The organism is Fulvimarina manganoxydans, from assembly GCF_900176465.1.
GTDB lineage: Bacteria > Pseudomonadota > Alphaproteobacteria > Rhizobiales > Rhizobiaceae > Fulvimarina > Fulvimarina manganoxydans.
In genome coordinates, this window is sequence record NZ_FWXR01000017.1 from 1 (window position 1) to 16,919 (window position 16,919).

The following is a 16,919-nucleotide window of genomic DNA, read 5'->3' on the forward strand; positions in this document are numbered from 1 at the left end:
CTTGACCGGAAAGACAGTCGCTCTCCCCCAGGGGGAGAAGTCGTCGGTGCTTGCTGCCGGCAGCTGAGACAAGTCGCCAAGGTCATCGTCAAGACAACGGTCGGTCGCAAAGCCCTGGAATAAAGGCTCTTCGCAGGATGTGTGAATGTCGTAGGCACGGGGATCGAGAATGACATGCGCGATGAGAGTCAAAGCCTGACCTTCGAATGCCGAGCGCGCGATCTATGCCGTTTGAAGACACTGTCGTAGACCCTCAATGCAACTTTTCCGCATCGTGCTCCAACCACGTGGGCGCTGTCTTTGTAGAGCGCGGACACGATGAGCGGGCGCGCAAACATAAGAAAGGCGCGGGGCCAATCGGGGCACCGCGCCTTTGTCATAAGGGTCGATCGAAGCGCGGCCGCCGCTTTTTCAGAGCGGGCCGCACGTCTTCATCCGATGGGTTCAGCAGCCGCTTGCAGAAATCTGCGCCCGACCATTGCTGACGCCGTCCAGCGTGATCGAGCAGCCATTGCCCACATCGATCGACGAGCCGGCCTCGACCTGTTCGCGGCCTGCGCCAGGAACATAGAGCGTCGCGCCGGACCCCGAGAGCGCCGAAACGAAGACGCGCTGCTCGCCGAACGTCGCCGTCTGACCGGTGGCATAGCCCTCGCCGCTTCCGGCCGAAGCCTGCTGGCCGCCACCGGACGCGGCGGCGGCGTCATTGCCGCCGGCATTGGCGGGCTGCTCGCTCGAAGCCGCGTTCCGCTCGGCATTCGCGCCGGAGGCCTGAGCCGCCGCCTGGCCACCGCTTTCGGACTGGCCGTTGCCCCGGCCACTGGTGCTGGCGGCCTGATCGCCGCAGCCGCCAGACAGCTGGACCCGGCTACCCTCGACACCGTTCACCGTCACCGTACAGCCATTGCCGATATCCATGGAGGAGCCGACTTCGACCATCTGCCGATCCGAGCCGCCGGCCGGGAAGAGCGTTGCACCGGAGTCGGACACGGCCGAGATGAAGACGCGCGCATCGCCGAAGCTTGCCGTCTCGCCGATGCCATAGCTTTCACCGCCGCCGGACTGGCCGTTGCTGGACGAACTGGCCGCCTGCTGGGCCTGGCCGCCAGCGTCCGAACCGGAGCCGGAGGAGGCGTTGGACGCATTCTGACCGCCGCCCGCGCCACATTGCGACAGCGTCACCCTGCCACCTTCGACGGCCTGGACCGTCACCGCGCAGCCATTGCCGGCATCATAGGTCGAACCGACATCAACTCTCTTGCGTCCGCCATCGGCGGAGTAGAGCGTCGCGCCCGAATCCGAAACGCCGGAGACGAAGATGCGCGCATCGCCGATCGAAGCCGTCTGACCGACGCCGTAGCTATCGCCGCCCGAGGACGTGCCGCCGGACGACGAGCCATCCGACCCAGAAGCCGCCTGGTTCGAGGCGCTCTGATTGTCGCTGGACGAAGCGCCGCCGCTGCCGGAGGACTGGTTCGAGGCCGCCTCGCCCTGACCTTGACCGCTCGAAGGCGCATTGCCGCACCCTTCGGAGGAGAAATAGGCAGCGCCCGAGGCAACGCCCGCAAGAGTAAGCGAGCAGTTCTCGGCGATGTCGATGCTGTCGCCCGCCGAAACCGTCGACTGATCCGTGCCGCCAACGGCGACCGAAGCCGTGCCAGCGCTTTCGTCGATGGAGACGAGATTCACCTGAGTGCCGGCGAAGATCGCGGCCTGTTCAGGCAGAAGGATCGCGCCCGTCGGGCCGATCTGCGAGGCGAGCCGACCGGCATCGCCGCCACCGGACGAGCCGCCCGAAGCGGACGCATCCGACCCACCGGAAGAGCATCCCTCGGCTGAAAGGAAGGCAGCGCCGCCGGATACACCGGCGAGAGACACCGAACAATCGCCGGAGAGATCGACCGAGTCGCCGCTCGAAACCGTTTGCTCCTGGCCCCCGACCGAGATCGTGGCCTGATCGCCCGAGACCGAAACGAGGTCGACACGCGTATTGCCGAAAAGGGCCGCCTGTTCCGGCAGAAGGATCGCCCCGTTCGGGCCGACCCGGCCGGCGAGATCGCCGCCGCCCTGACCGTTGCCCTGATCCCCGGCCGACGATCCGGAGCTGGCCTGATCGAGCCGCTCCCCGAGCTGGCCGACCGTCTGTTCGATCGACTGAAGACGGTTCGACACATCACTGGCAACTTGGCTGATCTGCTCCTGCGCCGAGGACGTGGCCTGGCCGGAAGCGTTCCGCAACTCCTCGATCGAGGTCTGCAAATCGCTCCTGATGCCGCCCACAGCATCGGTGACGGTCTTGCCGGCGCTATCGGCCTGCCCCGCCACCTGCTCGTTCAGAGCCTGGATCTGGGTCTGCAGGGCACCGACCTGCTGTGCGATCGCGTCCTGCTGCTCGGCCATCGAGCTTTGGACCGAGGACATCTGCTCCTCCACGTCGCCGACATCCGGACCCAACAGCCAGCCGAGGAAGAGGCCGATAAGGCCCGCCACGACGATTGGAATGAATTTCGAGCCGCCCAAGGCAACCTCCCGCGTTTCAGTCTCGAGCTCCGCTGCCAGAGTTGCGGGCCGATGCCGGCAAGTCAACGGCGCTGTCTTTGAATTTCGCGGGAACGGTGCAATCTCCTGTCGTCGATTCGACTTTCGTCCTGAATTCGGAGCCGTTATGCCGACCGAACTTTCCGTGAACGTCAACGCCATCGCTCTTCTGCGCAACCGGCGGGACCTACCTTGGCCGAGCGTGACCGGGCTTGGCCGAATCGCGCTCCAGGCCGGCGCGCACGGGCTGACGGTCCATCCGAGGCCGGATCAGCGCCATATCCGCTTTTCCGATCTGCCCGACATCCGCCGCCTGATCGATTCGGAATTTCCAGAAGCGGAGTTCAATATCGAGGGCTATCCGTCCGAGGCGTTTCTCGAACTCGTCGCCCGTGCGGCCCCCGAACAGGTGACGCTCGTGCCAGACGATCCCTCTCAACCGACCTCCGACCATGGCTTCGATTTCAAGAGCGAGGGCGCTTGGCTCGCGCCGATCGTCGAGCGTTTGAAGGCGCAAGGCGCGCGCGTCTCGCTCTTTGCCGATGGCGACGGGGATGCCGATCAGATGAAAGCCGCGGCCGAGACCGGCTGCGACCGGGTGGAGCTTTATACCGGCCCCTATGGCGGCACCTGGGGCGACCCGGAGGCGGCCAGCCGCGAGATCGACAAACTCGGCGCTAGCGCCGACGCCGCGATCGCTCATGGCCTCGGCGTCAATGCCGGCCACGACCTCACCGTCGCCAATCTCCCCGCGCTGATCGCCCGTATTCCAAGCCTTGCCGAGGTCTCCATCGGCCACGGCCTGACCGCCGATGCGCTGGAATTCGGCATGGCCGAAACCGTCATCCGCTTCCGCCGGGCCTGCGGTCAGGCGGTTTGATCAGGACGGCCCTCGTTTGAAACCGGGGGCCGTCGCTCTTCGCCGTCCTCAGCCCCGTGCTTCCTCGGCAAGACGCCGGGCGCCTTCCTTCACGACGCCGATGTCGGAGGAGACGCAGACATAGCGAAAGCCGAGCGCCGCGTAATGGCGGGCATGCTCCGCCGTCGGCGCGTAAATGCCGGGGATCTTGCCGGCGGCTTCCGTGGCCGCGACGATGCGGTTGAGCGCAGTCTTGAGCCTGTCACCCTCGATATCGAGCCGGCCATCGTCCGACAGAGAGATCGAGAGATCGGCCGGGCCGACGAAGAGCCCGTCGAGACCGTCGACGGCGGCGATGTCTTCAAGCGCGGCCATCGCACCCGGCGTCTCGATCATGGCGAAGGCGAGCGTCTCGCGATTGGCGCCGGCGACATAATCGGCCGCGGATCGCTTCATCAGCTCGGCTGCCCTTGCGGGCCCATAGGAACGAAGGCCGAGCGGCGGATATTTCACCGCCTTCACCAACGCCTCGGTATCGGCCACGGTCTCGATCATCGGCATGATGATGCCGCTGGCGCCCATGTCGAGCGCCCAGGAGGCGAGGCCATAAGCCCCGACCGGGACGCGAACGACGGCCGGACGGCCGAAGCGGCTCGCCAGCGCCACGCCGTCGCGAATCTCGCCCGCCTCGTGCATGCCGTGCTGCATGTCGAAGGTGACGAGATCGAAATCAGCGCCGAGAAAGGCTTCCTGGACCAGGGGGTGGGGCGTCGAAAACCAGGCCGACAAGGCCAGCCGCCCCTCGCTGAGGCGCGCCGGCAGACGGCTTTCCAGAACGGGTTCGTTCGTCACTCTGCCATGACCTGCTTTTCGGCCTCGATAAGCGACTCGGCCATCTTCGCACGAATGTCGGCGTCGGAGATCTCGATGCCGGCAGCGTCGAAATCGTGCCGCAGCTTGGCAAAGACGTCGTCCTCGCCCGGCAGTTCGAAATCGGCCCGGATCACGGCCTGGGCATAGGCATTCGCCTCGTCTGGGCTCTTGCCGAGTTTCTCAGCCGCCCACTGCCCCAGGAGCTTGTTGCGCCGGGCGCGGATGCGGAACTTCAGTTCCTGGTCGTGGACGTAGCGATTCTCGAAGTCGCGTTCGCGATCGTTGAACATCATGGGTCGTAAATCCTCCGCAAACTCTGCGCCGGTGATTCTCCGGCCCCTCTTAGCACAAGGGTAAAGCCCGGTGTTGATCTCGGTCAGCCTTGGGGAAGAAAGCGGTTCAGGCTGCCTCCCTCTCTTGAACAGGAGGGGCCGAGTGCCGATTTTCTTGTTTCATGCATGGCTCCGCTTCGCCGCTTTGCAACGAGCGGCGATTGTGGAGCCGTGCGCTTTGGTCTATTCACCGCGATACGTGACCCATGGACGCCGTGCGCCCTCGCTGGGTCCGCACCGCACGAGCAGAGTTTGATATGACACGTCGCCGCCGCATCTACGAAGGCAAGGGCAAGATCCTTTACGAAGGCCCCGAGCCCGGCACTCTCGTCCAGTTCTTCAAGGACGACGCCACCGCTTTCAACAAGAAGAAGCATGAAGTCGTCGATGGCAAGGGCGTCCTCAACAACCGGATTTCGGAATACATCTTTTCGCATTTGAACAAGATGGGCATTCCGACGCACTTCATTCGGCGGCTCAACATGCGCGAGCAGCTGATCAAGGAAGTTGAGATCATCCCGCTCGAAGTCGTAGTGCGCAATATCGCGGCGGGTTCGCTCGCCAAGCGCCTCGGTATCGAGGAGGGCACCGTCCTGCCCCGCTCGATCATCGAATTCTATTATAAGGCCGACGCGCTCGACGACCCGATGGTCTCCGAAGAACACATCACGGCCTTCGGCTGGGCGAGCCCCCAGGAAATCGACGACATCATGGCGCTCGCCATCCGGGTCAACGACTTCCTTTCCGGCCTCTTCCTCGGCGTCGGCATCCAGCTGATCGACTTCAAGATCGAGACCGGCCGGCTCTTCGAAGGCGACATGATGCGCATCGTCGTCGCCGACGAGATCAGCCCCGACTCCTGCCGTCTGTGGGACATCAACACCCAGGAGAAGATGGACAAGGATCGCTTCCGCCGGGATATGGGCGGTCTCGTAGAGGCCTATCAGGAAGTCGCCCGCCGGCTCGGCATCATGAACGAGAACGAGCCGCCCCGCCCCTCGGGGCCGGTGTTGGTCAAGTGAGGCGGCGCAGGCCCGTCAAGCAGCCGGCACCGGCTTTGCGACTCATCTATTCCAGGGACAGGCTCATCCAGTGATCAAGGCGCGCATCACCGTCACGCTCAAGAACGGCGTTCTTGACCCGCAGGGCAAGGCGATCGAGGGCGCCTGCCGCAATCTCGGCTTCGAGGGCCTCGCCTCGGTGCGCCAGGGCAAGGTCTTCGATGTGGAGATCGAGGGCGACGACAGGGATGGCGCCAAGGCCCGCCTCGATGCCATGTGCGAAAAACTGCTGGCGAATACCGTGATCGAGGACTATTCTATTACCCTCGATTGAGGGCAAGGGATGTGCCGACATGGCCCATGTCACGAATGAGCTGATCTATGAGGTTCTGAAATCGGTGCAGTCCGATATCTCGGAACTGAAATTCGGGCAGCAAGGCATTCGGCAGGAGTTGAGTGCCATGCGCGGGCATCTTCTATCGATGCAGAGCGACATCCATAATATCTATTTAAAGCTCGACCGGCACGAGGATCGCCTCGATCGAATCGAGCGGCGCCTCGAACTTCGTGAATTGGCCGAGCCCGAAACCCCGTATAGATCGGATCCATGAACACAGCCGTCGTCCTTCTTCCCGGCCTCAATCGCGACCGAGACATGATCGCGGCGCTGACCACGATCACCGGCAAGGCACCCAAGACCGTCTGGCAGACCGAGACGAGCCTGCCAGATGTGGATCTCGTCGTCATTCCGGGCGGCTTTTCCTTCGGCGACTATCTGCGCTGCGGCGCCATTGCGGCGCGCGCGCCGGTGATGCGGGCCGTCGTCGAAGCGGCAGGCCGCGGCGTGCCGGTCCTTGGCGTCTGCAACGGCTTTCAAATCCTCTGCGAAGCCGGGCTGCTACCCGGCGCCCTGATGCGCAACACGACGCTGCGCTTCGTCTGCCGGGAGGTGAAGCTCGAAGTCGTGACGGCCGAGACGCGCTTTACGAGCGGCTACATGAAGGGTCAGGTCATTCGCTGCCCTGTTGCCCATCACGACGGCAACTATTTCGCCGATGACGAGACCCTCAGCCAGCTTGAAGGCGAAGGTCGTGTGGTCTTCCGTTATGCCGAAGGCACGAACCCGAATGGCGCGGTCCGCGACATTGCCGGCATCGTCAATGCTGAGGGAAATGTCCTTGGCATGATGCCCCATCCGGAAAATCTCGTCGAATCGGAGCATGGCGGCACGGACGGGCGGGCGATTTTCGAAAGCGCTCTCGGCTTATCGGCCAGTCTCGCCGCATGACGACCCACCCCAGGACGACCCCTTTGCTCCGTCCCGCTTCTCGCGTCACGAGCGCCCTGTTCGTGGCCACAGCCACGCTTCTTGCTGGCTGCGGGACGGTGCCGGAGCCGTCCGCCACGTCACCCGGCGGACAGACCGGGCTCGATCTCATGGAGCGCCTGACCCTCAATGCCGATCGCTGCTGGTTTCGTTCCGGCGATCCGGTCTTCGAGTCCTACGGCCTGGCCCCGGAGCTTTCCTCCTTTTCCGGCCGTCCGCGCTTCCTGATCGTGCCGGAAGGCAAGCCCGAAGAGCGCCCGCTTCTCGTGATCGAAGGGAGGACCGGCTCCTCCGACGTGTCGATTTACGGGCCCCTCACCGGCAGCCAGGCTGGCGACAAGGCTGCGGCCGATATCGATCGCTGGCGAACGGGCAGCGACGACTGCGCTTGATCGCTTCGGGCACTAGGCTGGCCAATCGCAAGTGGCTCGAAAGGCGGAGGTGACTCTCCGCCAAAGCTCTGCGACAATCTTAAGACAGTTCCAGCATGTCCGGCGGTTCTGCCTATGGGGTCTATCGCTATGAATTGGGCCAGTCTTCCGATCATGGGCTTGACGATCGCGCTCCTTTCCGGCGCCGGCGCTCCCGGGATCGCTGCCGATCTCACACTTTACGAAGGTCAAACGATCGTCACCGGCGAGCGGGCGGAAACCCGAATACCGGCCCTGCGCGACTGCCTCTTGCAGGTCTTCGTCAAACTGTCGGGCGATATCTCGCTTGCCAGCGAACCAAGAGCGGTGCGCCTGTCGGAACAAGCCCCATCCTATATGGTCTCCTATCGCTATCGCGATCGGATGGAGGGGATTCCGCATCACGACGAACAGGGCTCACGCGACCGACCTTACGATCTCACGGTTGCCTTCGACCCAGTCAAAGTCGACGCCGCCCTTGCCTCGCTGGGCTCGTCCGCCTGGATCGACAGGCCGCCGCTCGTCGCGCTCATCACCATCAGGACTGAAGCGGGGTCTTTCTTCCTCGCGGCCGATGATCGCCATGGGATTGACCAGAAGGACGCACTTTTCGCGGCAGCGGCTCAATTCGGCATGTCGCTGCATCTGCCGACACGGACGGACTTGACGCGAATGAAGCACATTGCGCCGGATGGCCAGGGAGCCGGTTCCGACCAGATCGCCCCACGCTCCGGGACCGGCGACCCGGAAAACCGTGTGGCGGGACACAGAACCCCTGCGGGCCGATATCCGGCGGCCGCAGTGTTTTTATCCGGCACACTCGACTGGGACGCCGAAGCGTTGGGCTGGCGCGCCGCCTGGCATCTTGAAGCTCCAGGCGTCATGGATTCACGCTGGGCGATATCGGGCGTCACCTTCGACAATGCCTTCCGCAATGCGATCGGCGGGGCTGCGGCGCGCCTCGCGAAGATCGACAGACAGACACCGAATTCTCTGCCGCATCATTGACCGACCGGCCTCGGACGATTTCTTGGCGCCCCACGCTGCCGCATCGCGATATCGAGCGATGCGAGCGGGCGATGATCGTCGATGATCAGCGTCCGGCTTCTCGCTGACGCGCGGTTTCGCCTTCGGCAAGCGTCTTGACGATATCCTTGGCGGCAAAGCCGGCAGCACGGGCAAACGCGTCGTCATTATCCCCGCGAAAGGACAGGATGCGGTCGATGAGGATCCGGTCGCGTTCGACGTCGAGAACGTCGACCCGGCCGCTGCCGACCAGGGTCGACATTTTGTGGATCGAGCCGAAGACCAGATAGTCGGCGCCGGCTTCGCGCGCTTCTTTCAAGAGATGATCCGCCCGCGCGCTTCCCCGCGTGCAGCCCGAGGTCTCGACGCAAGGAAGCTCCACCGCCTCAAAGCGTTCCGACGCTATGATCCCGTCGCGCAATTGCCGGCGAAAGGCGGCGACCCGTTCGGCATGTTCGGCCGACTGATCCTCGAGCTCGCCCGATGAATCCGAATAGTCGAAGCCAATGACGGCGACGCTTGCGCGGCTATTCTCCGCCGCCTGTGCCAGGGCCGGCACCGCTTCCGTCAGCGACAAGGCGAGTGCGAGACCCACCGTCCCATAGGTTATCCATCCCATGCCATCCTCCCATGCTGCCCGATCCCGGATCCTATGGCGATGCCGGATCTTGAAGGCCGCCAGAAGCATCAGGGTGCCTGCCGGAACAAAGTCGGCGCCCTCTCTTGGCCTCTCGCGGGTTCGCCATAGTGCGACCGATGGCGTGGGAGGGCAAATGCCGCATCGTGTCGCGAGAGATAAACGGCGCTACTGCACCGCCTCGGCGCCCTTCGTCGCCCAATCCGGTAATTCGCCGACGCTCACGCCGAAAAGGGTCGTGAGGATGAGATAGCCGAGCGTCGAGATGACCAGGAGGGCGGCAAGATTATGCCAGCCGCCATAGCGGACCATTTGCGGGATCGTGACCTTCCCCGAAGAGAAGACGAGCGCATTGGGCGGCGTTGCCACCGGCATCATGAAAGCCATGGAGGCCGCGAGCGCTGCCGGGACGGCGAGCATTAAGGGATTTTCACCGAGATTTTCGGAAAGGGCCGCAAGGAGCGGCAGGAAGGTTGCCGCCGTCGCGGTGTTGGAGGTGAATTCGGTCAGGAGAAGAATGACCGTTGCGACCAGAAGCACGATGCCGATGAGCGGTAGGGCCCCCGCGAATCCGCCGATCGCATTGCCGATCCACTGATCGAGCCCGGTCTCCGCCACGGCCTTGGCCAGGCTCAGCCCACCGCCGAAGAGAAGGAGAACGCCCCAGGGAATGCGCGACGCCGTCTCCCAATTGAGAAGAGCGACGCCCTTTGTCGTGCCCGACGGAATCAGAAAGAGGACCAGAGCGGCGCCAATCGCGATCCCGGCATCGTTGAGCCCCGGTATGATGCCTTGGAGCGCCGAGCGAAACACCCAAAGAAGCGCGGCCGAGATGAAGACGACGCCGACGATGATCTCGGGCCGCGACCAGCGCCCGAGCGCTGCGACCTGATCCTTGATCAGGCGTTCGGCGCCCTCGATTTGGTGGGTCGGCAGGCGCAGGGCGATCCGCGTGAGAAGCAGCCAGGAAATGACCAGCATGATCGCGGCGATCGGAACGCCGATCAGCATCCAGCGACCGAAGCCGAGATCATAGCCATAGGCCTGGGAGAGACTGCCGGCGAGAAGGGCGTTGGGCGGTGTACCGATCAGCGTCGCGACACCGCCGATCGAGGCCGAATAGGCAAGCCCGAGCAGAAGGGCGAGAGCGAATTTCGCGCTTCCCGCTTCGTCGCCGGCATCATCCGCCAGAAGGCCGGCGACCGACAGGGCGATGGGCAGCATCATCACGGTCGTCGCCGTGTTGGAGACCCACATGGACAGGAAGGCGGTCGCCAGCATGAAGCCGCCGACAATATGATGCTGGCGCGATCCGGTGCGCGCGACGATCGACAGGGCGATGCGCCGATGGAGATTCCAAGTCTGCATGGCTTTCGCCAGCATGAAACCGCCCATGAAGAGAAAGATCGTCGGGTCGGCATAGGGCGCGGCTGTCGGCCCCATCTCGACGGCGCCGGTCAGGGGAAAGAGGGCCAGCGGCAGAAGCGCGGTGGCCGCGACCGGGATCGCCTCGGTGATCCACCAGACGATCATCAGGCTTGCCACGGCGACGACGCGCCAGCCCTCGGTCGACAGGCCCTCCGGCGCGGGCAAAACCAGGAAGAGAGCAAAGAGTGCGAGCCCTGCGCAAACGGGAATCAACCGGACCGAAGCCTCGATCGTCTCTTGGGCAGAACCGCCATGGTCCCTTTCCCCGTCTGCTTTCACCGCACCTTCGCCCATCAGCGGCTCACTCCGGTTATGTGCTTCGTCGGCTGTCTTTCGCCCGAAAGGACCGCAGGATGCAATTGCAGGGCGAGATGAACCCTGCGTGATCGCCGGTGCGACCAACGCTCGCGAATTATGAATGCGGATTTCTCGCCGATCCGTCGTCACCCTGTCGTCTGACTTGGCTAGATCACAGCAATGAGCGTCGCCTTTCGGCGCGCCATATGCCCAACCGAATTCAAGCCGATTGGAAAGGAGCCGCGATCATGGCCTCACGGAAAGACTTCTGGTTTCTGGCCCTCCTGACGTGCCTGACCGGCCCGGCTCTCGCGCAAGAGAGCGCTTCGACATCGGCCGAAGTCGGCGTTCGCCCGGCCTATCTCGTCGACACGCTGGAAGACGGTCCCCTGAAGGAGAAGCTCGCAAGCTGCATCGGCCAGCCGATGGAAGTCAATGACTGGTCGATCGGTCATCGTGGCGCCCCGCTCCAGTTTCCCGAGCATTCGCGCCAGTCCTATACGGCCGCCGCGCGCCAGGGTGCCGGCGTTATCGAATGCGACGTCTCCTTCACCAAGGATCGCGAGCTCGTCTGTCGCCATGCCCAATGCGATCTGGCGACGACCACCGATATCCTGACCCGGCCCGAATTGGCGGCCAAATGCACCAATCCGTTCTCGCCGGCGACCGACGGCGCGGAAGCGACCGCCACCTGCTGCACCTCGGATCTGACGCTGGCCGAGTTCCGCTCGCTGAACGCCAAGATGGATTCCTCGGACAAGACGGCGACGACGGCGGAAGCCTTCCAAGGTGGTAACGCTTCTTGGCGCACGACGCTCTATTCGCCAGGCACTTTGATGACCCACAAGGACTCGATCGATCTCATCAAGTCCTTTGGCCGCAAGTTCACGCCCGAGCTGAAGACCCCGGAAGTCGCGATGCCTTTCGAGGGCGATTACAGCCAGGAAGACTATGCCCGGCAGATGATCGAGGACTATATCGCGTCGGGCGTCGATCCGAAGGACGTCTATCCCCAGTCCTTCAATCTCGACGATATCCGCTTTTGGATCCGCGAATATCCGGAATTCGGCCAGCAGGCGGTCTATCTCGACAATCGAGACGAGACGCTGGAAGGCTTCGATCCCTTGAAGCCGGAGACCTTCGAGCCGTCGATGCAGGCGCTCGCGGATGAAGGCGTGCAGATCATCGCTCCGCCGCTTTGGATGCTCGTCACCGCCAAGGACAGCGAGATCGTCCCCTCGCCCTATGCCGAAGCGGCCAAGGCGGCTGGGCTCGACATCATCACCTGGTCGCTGGAACGCTCCGGGCCGCTCGCCTCGGGCGGTGGCTGGTATTACCAGTCGATCTCCGACATCACGGATTCGGATGGCGACATGCTGAAGCTGCTCGACGTCCTCGCCAATCAGGTCGGAGTGATCGGCGTCTTCTCCGATTGGCCGGCGACGACGACCTTTTTCGCCAACTGCATGAGGCTCGGCCAGACGGCGAGCGCCGCCCAATGATGCAGCGGGGACAGCGCAAAGGGCGAAACGCCGTCTTGCGCTTCTTCACACGTTCATGAACTTTTAACGACATGGGAACAGGCGGCCCTCGCCGCCCGTTCCCGATCAACATGCAAAGGGTCGATTCTGGCCCTTCTTCTCCTCAAGGACCATGCCCATGGCGGAAACGACACCTTCCACCCGCCGCTATCGCAACGCCGCTGCGATTGTCGACCGGCTTTATTCGCGCGTCGGTCTCGATCGCCGCACGCCGCGTGCCGATGTCACCGGTGATCTCGTCCAGGGCGACTTCACCTATGGCGACGGCCTGGTGGTGATCGACGAGGCGACGCCTGCCGTCTTCGATCGCATCAAAATGCCGGTCGAGACCGAGACGTCGCGCGCCAAAAAGCCCAATTTCGTCTGTAAGACGGCAGAGGATCTCCACCGGGCGGCTTCGGCCGCCGGCGCGACCATCGTCGTCGATTTCGACGACGCGCATGAGGGATCTCCCAGCGTCTTGGTTTCCAAGCCGAGTGTCGAGTCATCCGCGCGGGAATCCGACCAGATCTTCGACGCCAAGAGCTGATCGGCCGGCGCCTTGGACTGGTTCCAGACGATCGACGCCTATTGCGAGCGCACCGATCCGGGCTTCTGGTCCGAGCCGCTGAATGCCGTCACCAACGCTGCCTTCCTTCTGGCGCTTCTGCCCGCGCTCCGGCCCAGCCAGGGCCGGCGCCTCGGCGTCTTCGAAATCGTGCTCCTCGCCATCGTCTTTGCCATCGGCATCGGCTCGTTTCTGTTTCACACCTTCGCGACGCGATGGGCGAGCCTTGCCGACGTCATTCCGATCACGATTTTCATTTTCGCTTATTTCGCTTTCGCTCTGCGCCGTTTCATCGGCCTCTCACCGCTCTGGACGGGGCTCGGCACCGCAGCCTTTTTCGCCGCCTCGCTTCTTGCCGAACCGGTCTTCGCGCCGCTCGCCGGTTCGTCGGCGGCCTATCTTCCAGGCCTCTTCGCCATGCTCGGGATCGGGCTCTTTCTCATCCTTCGCAAGAAGCCGGTCGGGCGAACCGTGCTCCTTGCCGGATTGGTCTTTGCGGTCTCGCTCGGCTGCCGCATGGCTGATCAACCGCTTTGCGATGTATGGCCGATCGGCACCCATTTTCTGTGGCATGTCCTGAACGCCGTCACGCTCGGCCTCCTGCTTTTGGCGGCAAGGCAAATGCGCGGCGTGGCGGCAAGCGCGTTGCGAGCCACATAAGTCGACGGCGTAAAGCCGGTGAACGGGCCCATCGAGTGGATGCCCAACATCGAAAAAAGGCGACAGGCGCGAAGCCTGCCGCCAGCATGATCATCGTCTTCGGCCTGCGCCGCTACGAGGCCGATCAGAAATCGGCGCCCGAACCAGGCACCCAGACGCCCGAATGGGTGGGCTGATGGTGTTGTGAGGCGACGAAGCCCTGCCCCGTCGAGGCGGAGACGGTTCGCCGGATCTGCGCGTTATAGAGCTTCCGGGAAGCGTCCGATCCTGGGATCATCACATCCTGCGGCACCGGTTGATGGGCGTTGGCCAAGGTGTCGACAGCTAAGTTGGGCGCACCATAGGTGCGGTCGGCGGCGGTGACGCGCTGGCTATGAACGCTCTGATCGTGAAAGGCGACGTCCGAACCCGGGATCGATTCCGCAAAGGCCGGCGCGGCGGCGAGCGTGACGGTGGCGAGAGCGGCTGCAGTGATTGTTTTGAAACGTGTCATGACGGGTCTCCATTCGGTTGGGAGATTTCGATCGGGTTGCAATAAAGACCCTTGTTGGCCTTGTTGCTCCCGGCCGAGGCGGAGGGGCGATTCTTTCGAAAAAGGATCGGAGCCGCTGGCCGTCCGGTGTAGGCATGATCTAATCCGAGAACGGGCAATCCTGTAGGCAGCAAAATCGCACGGGCCGTTCTCAAGAAAGAACAAGAATGCGCGGAACCTTCGATGATCTTTTCTACTTCGAAGCCGTCTTGCGCCATCGCGGCTTCGCGCCGGCGGCCCGTGAACTCGGAGTCGCCAAGTCGATGCTCAGCCGCCGCATCCGGAATCTGGAGGAGCGACTCGGCGTTCGCCTCATCGAGCGTACCACCTCACGCTTCGAGCCGACCGAGGCCGGCCAATCCGTCTATGCCCATGCCCAGGCGGCCCTTGCCGAGATGCAGGCCGCCGAGGACAGCGCCCGTTCGCTGACCGCCGAACCGAGGGGCATCGTCAGGGTCAGCGCGCCCCCGGGCCTTGCTGCACAGGCGGTTGTCGACGGCTTGCCGGAGTTCATGTCCGTCAATCCCAAGGTTCGTGTCCAACTCCTTGTTGGGATCCGACGGTTCGATCTTATCGAGGAGCGGATCGACGTCGCCTTGCGCGTGCGTTCGCGCTTCGATGGCGACGGCGACCTCGTCATCCGCCGGATCGGCCCCATCCGGGGCGGGCTCGCGGCAAGCCCCGAGTTGCTGCAGCGTCATGGCGTGCCGACCCATCTGAGCGATCTCGCCCGATTGCCGGTCATCGGCTCGGAATCCCAGAATGGGGAGGAGATTTGGTCCCTGGTCGGACCAGAAGGCACCCTCGATCGAGTGACTCTGGAGCCGGTCTTTTCAAGCCCCTCGGTCAATCTCGTCCTATCGGCCGCAATTGCCGGGATCGGCATTGCGCGCCTGCCGGCCATTCTGACGGGTCAGGCGATGGCCGAAGGCAAGCTGGTCCCCGTCCTGCCGGCCTGGCGGGCCGAAGAGGCGATCTATCACATGGCCTTTCCGTCCCGGCGCTACATGCTGCCGGCCGTCCGCGCCTTCGTCGATTTCTATGTCCCGCGCCTCATCGCCTTGTATCGCGGGCAAGGCGGCGATTGACCTTGCAAGGGCCCCGTCCCTAAAGGCCCCTTCCAATCCTTGGGTCACCACCTATCTTGGTCGCGTCCGGGCCTCCGGCCCCTTCGACCTCATCCCACCGAACGGGGCTTTCAGCCAAAGCGATGTCATCTGTCCAAACGCCGCCGATCCTGTCGATCCAAGGGGTCTCCAAGACCTATGAGGGCGGCTTTCAGGCGCTTCACACCGTCGATCTCGATATCAAAAAAGGCGAGATCTTTGCGCTTCTCGGTCCGAACGGCGCCGGCAAAACGACGCTGATCTCGCTCATCTGCGGTCTCGCGCGCCTCAGCGAGGGCACGATCACCGTCGACGGCCACGACGTCGTCAAGGATTATCGCGCGGCCAGAGCCAAGATCGGTCTCGTTCCGCAGGAGCTGACCACCGACGCTTTCGAGACCGTCCACAACACCGTCTCCTTCTCGCGCGGCCTGTTCGGCAAGCCCAAGGACCCCGCCGTGGTCGAGCGCGTCTTGAAGTCGCTGACCCTTTGGGAAAAACGCGACAGCCAGCTGCGCCAGCTTTCCGGCGGCATGAAGCGGCGTGTCTTGATCGCCAAGGCACTCGCTCACGAGCCGGACATCCTCTTTCTCGACGAGCCGACGGCCGGCGTCGACGTCTCGCTGCGCCGGGAGATGTGGGCGGTCGTCGGCGATCTTCGAAAGACAGGCGTCACCGTGATCCTGACGACCCACTATATCGAAGAAGCGGAGATGATGGCCGACCGCATCGGCGTGATTGCCGGCGGTAAGTTGATCCTTGTCGAGGACAAGGCCGAATTGATGCAGAAGCTCGGTCACAAGGAGCTGACCCTTGTGCTTCAGGAGCCGCTCACCACCATTCCGCCAGCCCTATCCGAATTCGATCTTGCCTTGTCCGAGGACGGGCAGAGCCTGACCTATAGCTATGACACGCGGGCCGAGCGGACCGGTATCGGTTCCTTGATGCGGCTCCTCGCCGAGAACGGCGTGCGCTTCAAGGATATCGCCACCAAGCAATCGACGCTGGAAGAGATCTTTGTCGGTCTCGTGGAGGAGACGCGATGAACATCCATGCGGTTGCGGCGATCTACAAATTCGAGATGGCGAGGGCCTGGCGCACGGTGATGCAGTCGGTCATCTCGCCGGTGATTTCGACATCGCTCTACTTCATCGTCTTCGGCGCGGCGATCGGCTCGCGCATTCAGGAGGTCGACGGCATCGCCTATGGCGCCTTCATCGTGCCGGGCCTCATCATGCTGCAGCTCTTGACCCAGTCGATCTCCAACGCCGCCTTCGGCATCTATTTTCCCCGTTTCGCGGGGACGATCTACGAGGTTCTCTCGGCACCGGTCTCCGCATTCGAGGTGGTGCTCGGCTATGTCGGGGCGGCGGCGACGAAGTCGATCATTCTCGGCCTCATCATCCTCGGAACGGCGATGGCCTTTATCGACCTGCCCATCGCTCATCCGATCCTGATGCTTGTCTTCCTGGTGCTGACGGCGGTGACCTTCGCGCTCTTCGGCTTCATCATCGGCATTTGGGCCGACGGCTTCGAGAAGCTGCAACTGGTGCCCCTGCTCGTCGTCACGCCGCTGGCCTTTCTCGGCGGCAGTTTCTATTCGATCGACATGCTGCCCCCCTTCTGGCGCGATGTCTCGCTGGCCAATCCGGTGGTCTATCTGATTTCCGGCTTCCGCTGGGCCTTCTTCGAAAGCTCGGACGTCTCGATTGTCGTCAGCCTGACGATGACATTGGTTTTCATGGGCCTCGCCCTTGCCTTCATCTCCTGGATCTTCAAGACCGGCTGGCGGATGAAGCCATGAG

Annotated in this window: 20 protein-coding genes; 13 read left to right on the forward strand and 7 right to left on the reverse strand. The window is 63.5% G+C overall.

The genetic code is table 11. The annotated features are described in order from the left end of the window. Positions 1-192 (reverse strand): hypothetical protein (locus B9A15_RS23255; RefSeq protein ID WP_210190535.1); only part of this gene is annotated, 192 nt, incomplete at its 3' end. A gap of 252 nt (positions 193-444) precedes the next feature. Continuing rightward, a complete protein-coding gene (locus B9A15_RS16145; protein WP_084411558.1) occupies positions 445-2,520 on the reverse strand; it encodes a hypothetical protein in 2,076 nt (691 codons plus the stop codon). 145 nt (positions 2,521-2,665) lie between these two features. Here B9A15_RS16145 and B9A15_RS16150 point away from each other — a divergent pair, with 145 nt between their 5' ends. Continuing rightward, positions 2,666-3,418: a pyridoxine 5'-phosphate synthase gene (locus tag B9A15_RS16150; RefSeq protein ID WP_084411559.1), complete on the forward strand. Its 753-nt coding sequence runs from the start codon at positions 2,666-2,668 to the stop codon at positions 3,416-3,418. A gap of 48 nt (positions 3,419-3,466) precedes the next feature. Here B9A15_RS16150 and B9A15_RS16155 read toward each other — a convergent pair whose 3' ends face one another. Together B9A15_RS16155 and B9A15_RS16160 are read right to left on the reverse strand one after the other, a co-directional pair. Next, positions 3,467-4,249, reverse strand: a complete 783-nt coding sequence (locus tag B9A15_RS16155) for an HpcH/HpaI aldolase family protein (protein WP_084411560.1) — start codon at positions 4,247-4,249, stop codon at positions 3,467-3,469. Then, positions 4,246-4,563, reverse strand: a complete 318-nt coding sequence (locus B9A15_RS16160; protein ID WP_084411561.1) for a DUF1476 domain-containing protein — start codon at positions 4,561-4,563, stop codon at positions 4,246-4,248. The genes B9A15_RS16155 and B9A15_RS16160 overlap by 4 nt, the downstream gene beginning before the upstream one ends. Positions 4,564-4,859: 296 nt before the next feature. On the opposite strand from B9A15_RS16160, the gene purC reads away from it, so the two are divergent. From purC to B9A15_RS16190, 6 genes are all read left to right on the forward strand, one after another. Continuing rightward, positions 4,860-5,624: a phosphoribosylaminoimidazolesuccinocarboxamide synthase gene (purC, locus tag B9A15_RS16165; protein ID WP_084411562.1), complete on the forward strand. Its 765-nt coding sequence runs from the start codon at positions 4,860-4,862 to the stop codon at positions 5,622-5,624. Positions 5,625-5,694: 70 nt separating this feature from the next. After that, the gene (purS, locus tag B9A15_RS16170; protein ID WP_084411563.1) at positions 5,695-5,937 is read left to right on the forward strand and encodes a phosphoribosylformylglycinamidine synthase subunit PurS; all 243 of its coding nucleotides are present in this window, start codon (positions 5,695-5,697) and stop codon (positions 5,935-5,937) included. 19 nt (positions 5,938-5,956) lie between these two features. Next, positions 5,957-6,214, forward strand: a complete 258-nt coding sequence (locus tag B9A15_RS16175) for a hypothetical protein (protein WP_084411564.1) — start codon at positions 5,957-5,959, stop codon at positions 6,212-6,214. Next, complete coding sequence (purQ, locus tag B9A15_RS16180; protein ID WP_084411565.1) at positions 6,211-6,891, forward strand: phosphoribosylformylglycinamidine synthase subunit PurQ; 681 nt, start codon at positions 6,211-6,213, stop codon at positions 6,889-6,891. The genes B9A15_RS16175 and purQ overlap by 4 nt, the downstream gene beginning before the upstream one ends. 62 nt (positions 6,892-6,953) lie before the next feature. Further along, positions 6,954-7,322 carry a hypothetical protein gene (locus B9A15_RS16185; protein WP_244556995.1) on the forward strand — a complete coding sequence of 123 codons (369 nt, stop codon included), beginning with the start codon at positions 6,954-6,956 and terminating at the stop codon, positions 7,320-7,322. 129 nt (positions 7,323-7,451) lie between these two features. Then, entirely contained in the window at positions 7,452-8,348 is an 897-nt protein-coding gene (locus B9A15_RS16190; RefSeq protein ID WP_170923334.1) for a DUF2066 domain-containing protein, read from the forward strand. Between the two features lie 85 nt (positions 8,349-8,433). Here the strand turns inward: B9A15_RS16190 and B9A15_RS16195 are convergent, their stop codons facing one another. Next, a complete protein-coding gene (locus B9A15_RS16195; protein ID WP_170923335.1) occupies positions 8,434-8,985 on the reverse strand; it encodes a DUF2380 domain-containing protein in 552 nt (183 codons plus the stop codon). Positions 8,986-9,171: 186 nt separating this feature from the next. Next, positions 9,172-10,725, reverse strand: a complete 1,554-nt coding sequence (locus B9A15_RS16200; protein WP_084411569.1) for an SLC13 family permease — start codon at positions 10,723-10,725, stop codon at positions 9,172-9,174. A gap of 251 nt (positions 10,726-10,976) precedes the next feature. Between B9A15_RS16200 and B9A15_RS16205 the strand changes: the two genes are divergently transcribed. From B9A15_RS16205 to B9A15_RS16215, 3 genes are all read left to right on the forward strand, one after another. Further along, positions 10,977-12,230, forward strand: a complete 1,254-nt coding sequence (locus B9A15_RS16205) for a glycerophosphodiester phosphodiesterase family protein (protein WP_084411570.1) — start codon at positions 10,977-10,979, stop codon at positions 12,228-12,230. Positions 12,231-12,387: 157 nt separating this feature from the next. Continuing rightward, positions 12,388-12,798 carry a VOC family protein gene (locus B9A15_RS16210; RefSeq protein WP_084411571.1) on the forward strand — a complete coding sequence of 137 codons (411 nt, stop codon included), beginning with the start codon at positions 12,388-12,390 and terminating at the stop codon, positions 12,796-12,798. Between the two features lie 12 nt (positions 12,799-12,810). Next, positions 12,811-13,476 (forward strand): ceramidase domain-containing protein, encoded by a 666-nt coding sequence (locus tag B9A15_RS16215; protein WP_084411572.1) that lies wholly within the window; start codon positions 12,811-12,813, stop codon positions 13,474-13,476. 124 nt (positions 13,477-13,600) lie between these two features. Here B9A15_RS16215 and B9A15_RS16220 read toward each other — a convergent pair whose 3' ends face one another. After that, complete coding sequence (locus B9A15_RS16220; protein WP_084411573.1) at positions 13,601-13,969, reverse strand: hypothetical protein; 369 nt, start codon at positions 13,967-13,969, stop codon at positions 13,601-13,603. A gap of 206 nt (positions 13,970-14,175) precedes the next feature. Here B9A15_RS16220 and B9A15_RS16225 point away from each other — a divergent pair, with 206 nt between their 5' ends. The 3 genes from B9A15_RS16225 to B9A15_RS16235 all read left to right on the forward strand — a co-directional run bounded on the left by B9A15_RS16225 (position 14,176) and on the right by B9A15_RS16235 (position 16,918). Continuing rightward, positions 14,176-15,096: a LysR family transcriptional regulator gene (locus B9A15_RS16225; protein WP_084411574.1), complete on the forward strand. Its 921-nt coding sequence runs from the start codon at positions 14,176-14,178 to the stop codon at positions 15,094-15,096. 122 nt (positions 15,097-15,218) lie between these two features. Then, complete coding sequence (locus B9A15_RS16230; RefSeq protein WP_084411575.1) at positions 15,219-16,160, forward strand: ABC transporter ATP-binding protein; 942 nt, start codon at positions 15,219-15,221, stop codon at positions 16,158-16,160. Then, on the forward strand, positions 16,157-16,918 hold the full coding sequence (locus tag B9A15_RS16235) for an ABC transporter permease (protein ID WP_084411576.1): 762 nt from the start codon (positions 16,157-16,159) through the stop codon (positions 16,916-16,918). The genes B9A15_RS16230 and B9A15_RS16235 overlap by 4 nt, the downstream gene beginning before the upstream one ends. The last annotated feature ends 1 nt before the right edge of the window (position 16,919 follow it).

Bases quoted from the DNA above. Each gene is read 5' to 3' on its own strand.
- B9A15_RS16160 (WP_084411561.1), bottom strand. From the start codon at position 4,563: ATGATGTTCAACGATCGCGAACGCGACTTCGAGAATCGCTACGTCCAC.
- B9A15_RS16195 (WP_170923335.1), bottom strand. From the start codon at position 8,985: ATGGGATGGATAACCTATGGGACGGTGGGTCTCGCACTCGCCTTGTCG.
- B9A15_RS16230 (WP_084411575.1), top strand. From the start codon at position 15,219: ATGTCATCTGTCCAAACGCCGCCGATCCTGTCGATCCAAGGGGTCTCC.
- B9A15_RS16210 (WP_084411571.1), top strand. From the start codon at position 12,388: ATGGCGGAAACGACACCTTCCACCCGCCGCTATCGCAACGCCGCTGCG.
- B9A15_RS16235 (WP_084411576.1), top strand. From the start codon at position 16,157: ATGAACATCCATGCGGTTGCGGCGATCTACAAATTCGAGATGGCGAGG.
- purC (WP_084411562.1), top strand. From the start codon at position 4,860: ATGACACGTCGCCGCCGCATCTACGAAGGCAAGGGCAAGATCCTTTAC.
- purQ (WP_084411565.1), top strand. From the start codon at position 6,211: ATGAACACAGCCGTCGTCCTTCTTCCCGGCCTCAATCGCGACCGAGAC.
- B9A15_RS16200 (WP_084411569.1), bottom strand. From the start codon at position 10,725: ATGGGCGAAGGTGCGGTGAAAGCAGACGGGGAAAGGGACCATGGCGGT.
- B9A15_RS16225 (WP_084411574.1), top strand. From the start codon at position 14,176: ATGCGCGGAACCTTCGATGATCTTTTCTACTTCGAAGCCGTCTTGCGC.
- B9A15_RS16220 (WP_084411573.1), bottom strand. From the start codon at position 13,969: ATGACACGTTTCAAAACAATCACTGCAGCCGCTCTCGCCACCGTCACG.
- B9A15_RS16205 (WP_084411570.1), top strand. From the start codon at position 10,977: ATGGCCTCACGGAAAGACTTCTGGTTTCTGGCCCTCCTGACGTGCCTG.
- B9A15_RS16175 (WP_084411564.1), top strand. From the start codon at position 5,957: ATGGCCCATGTCACGAATGAGCTGATCTATGAGGTTCTGAAATCGGTG.
- B9A15_RS16150 (WP_084411559.1), top strand. From the start codon at position 2,666: ATGCCGACCGAACTTTCCGTGAACGTCAACGCCATCGCTCTTCTGCGC.
- B9A15_RS16190 (WP_170923334.1), top strand. From the start codon at position 7,452: ATGAATTGGGCCAGTCTTCCGATCATGGGCTTGACGATCGCGCTCCTT.